This window comes from Methanospirillum sp., from assembly GCF_035560735.1.
Lineage (GTDB): Archaea > Halobacteriota > Methanomicrobia > Methanomicrobiales > Methanospirillaceae > Methanospirillum.
Window position 1 is genome coordinate 1 of sequence record NZ_DATMYY010000083.1, and the last position, 2888, is coordinate 2888.

The 2888-nt window shown below is 41.3% G+C and carries 1 protein-coding gene; it reads left to right on the forward strand.

All coding sequences use genetic code 11. From position 1 onward, the window contains the following. Nucleotides 1-2888, forward strand: a 2888-nt coding sequence (locus VN429_RS02585) for a PAS domain S-box protein (RefSeq protein ID WP_325629476.1), incomplete at both ends; no start/stop codon positions are given.

The window sequence follows — 2888 nt, forward strand, 5'->3', positions numbered from 1 at the left end:
GGTAGGATATTTTACGCTTACGAATGAAGGATTGATTGCTGAGGTCAATCTCACCGGTGCAGCAATGCTTATGGTAGCCAGACGTGATTTGATACATGCCAGATTCAAAACGTTTGTCACCACGAAAGATCAGATACAATGGGATACTTTTTTTCAAACTATTCTTGAGCACGAAGTGAAACCTACCTGTGATCTTCAGATCATACGTAAAAAAGGGAATCCATTTTATGGTAGGATTGAAGGTTTTCGTGTAATATTAAGCGATGAATCCGTTCAGGTTCGAATCGCGATGAGTGACGTTACTACCCGTAAACAGGAGGAGATCGAACTCCTGAAGAAAAATGAGGAACTCTTCGCGGCATATGAGCAGATATCAGCTTCAGAGGAGGAACTGAAGAGCCAATACAATTTGCTGACTACTATAGAAGCAGATCTTCGCCAAACCAAAGACCAACTAGAGAATCTGATCTCCATTGCAAATGTCCCAATCATAGTATGGGATCTCTCATTTCACATTACCAGACTTAATCAGGCTGCAGAGAGTCTGATTGGACGCTCATCGAGTGATGTTTTAGGACAATCCATAGAGATTCTTTTTCCTTCCGAATTAAAAGAACGATCAATGCGTCTTCTTCGCTCAACACACGAAGGAGTGAGATGGGAAACAGTTGAAATCGAAATTTTACGCCTGGATGGAACAGTTAGGACCGTTCTTTGGAATTCTTCAACCCTCTACACATCTGATGGAGTAAATCCGGTTGCAACGATTGCTCAAGGGCAGGATATCACAGACCTGAAGAGATTAGAAAAGGAAAAGAATGCATCAGTCATACAAATTCAAAAAAACCTCGCCCAACTCGCTATCCTGAATGACGAGATCCGCAATCCTCTGACAGTTATTGCAATGTATGCGGATATGACAGAGAGTAGTGAGGTTTCTGATAAGATAATTGATCAGATCCATCGAATAGATCTGATGATCAACCAGATTGACAGACGGTGGGATGAATCTGAAAAAATTCTTGCATATTTACGAAAGCACCATCAGGTAGAGATAAAATATTCAAAATGTAGTAATTCAGACGAATTAGGATTATCATTATCTGATAAAAAAAGGCCATTCATTGAAGAAGTTCAGGCTGAGATTTTCACCATTCTTGACAGTATAGATGCCCTGATTTATGTTACTGATATGGATACCTATGATCTCCTTTACCTCAATAAACGAGGCAGGGGTCTGTTTGGTGACATTGTGGGAAAGAAATGTTACAAGACGATCCAGAAAGATCAGGAAGGTCCCTGTCCATTTTGTAACAATAATCTCCTAATTGATGAGTCTGGACCAACAGGTGTATGTCAGGGAGAATTTCAGAATACGCAAAACAAAAGATGGTACGACTGCCGGGACCGGGCGATACGCTGGAGTGACGGTCGATTGGTCAGGCTTGAAATCGCAACCGACATCACCGAACGGAAACGGAATGCAGATGAGTTGGCATCTATTCAGAAACGTCTGATAGAGGTCTATCACCTCGCCCATATCGGAACCTGGGACTGGGTTGCTACATCAGATATTGTTACATGGTCTGAGGAAATGTTCCATATATCTGGAAGAGACCCAACTTTACGAGCACCCACATCTGTGGAGTACCATGATATGTTTACTCCTTTTAGTTGGAATCTTCTCAGTAATGCAGTATCGAAGACTCTCGCCACTAGTGAACCATTCAATCTAGAATTAGAGTTCATTCTTCCGGATGGAACCATACGGTGGATGAATGTCTTCGGTGGTCCGATTTATGAAAAAGACGGAAAGGTCATCGGTCTTCATGGTACGATGCAGGACATAAATGACCGAAAACGTGAGGAAGAGCGTCAGATACTCACGATGACTGTACTCCAGATCTTAAGCAGTTTCTCACATGAGGAAGATAATATCGGGAAAATCCTTCATACAATTCAGGTATCTACTGGTATCGAAGCAGTTGGAATCAGATTGAAAGATGGCGAAGATTATCCATATTACAAAACAAATGGATTTTCAGATACGTTTGTCAAGGTTGAGCAATCCCTGTGTGGTTATGATACTAACGGGAATGTCAAACGGGATGATAGTGGCCAGGTAATACTTGAATGCATGTGTGGGAATGTTATTAGTGGGCATACTGATCCTCAGTACCCTTTCTTTACTGCAGGGGGTAGTTTCTGGTCTATCGATACAACAGCCCTTCTCGTATCTACTACAGAGCAGGAACGCCAGGCTACAACACGAAACCGATGTAATGACGAAGGATTCGAATCGGTTGCACTGATCCCACTACGTTCACAGGATAAAACAATTGGACTCCTTCAATTAAACGACCACAGAAAAAATATGTTTACCCTTGAGATGGTTCAGTTCTTTGAGGGTCTTGGAAATACTATAGGTATTGCATTGGACCGTAAACGAACAGATGAGACATTAATAGAAAACGAGAACCGTTTTAAAGCTATTTATGATCAATCACCGATTACCATTGAACTATACGATGCAACCGGTACACTGATGCACATCAATCCTGCCGGTCTGAACCTCTTTGGCATACAGGAATTAGAGGATATCCAAAATCTATCACTTTTTAGAGAACTCCACATAAATAATGAGCAGAAGGAAAAAGTGCTAGCTGGAGAAAATGTTCAATATCAGGAATCTTTTGATTTCGAACAAGTAAAATCTCATAACATGTATCCTACGAGCAGGAATGGAACAATCTGGCTGGATGTTCACATCACTCCAATGGAAAGTAATGAGATGGTGATCACCGGATTCCTTGTCCAGATCACGGATATTACCAAACATATGCTGGCTGAAGAAGCACTTCAATTAGTAAATCATAAACTACATCTGT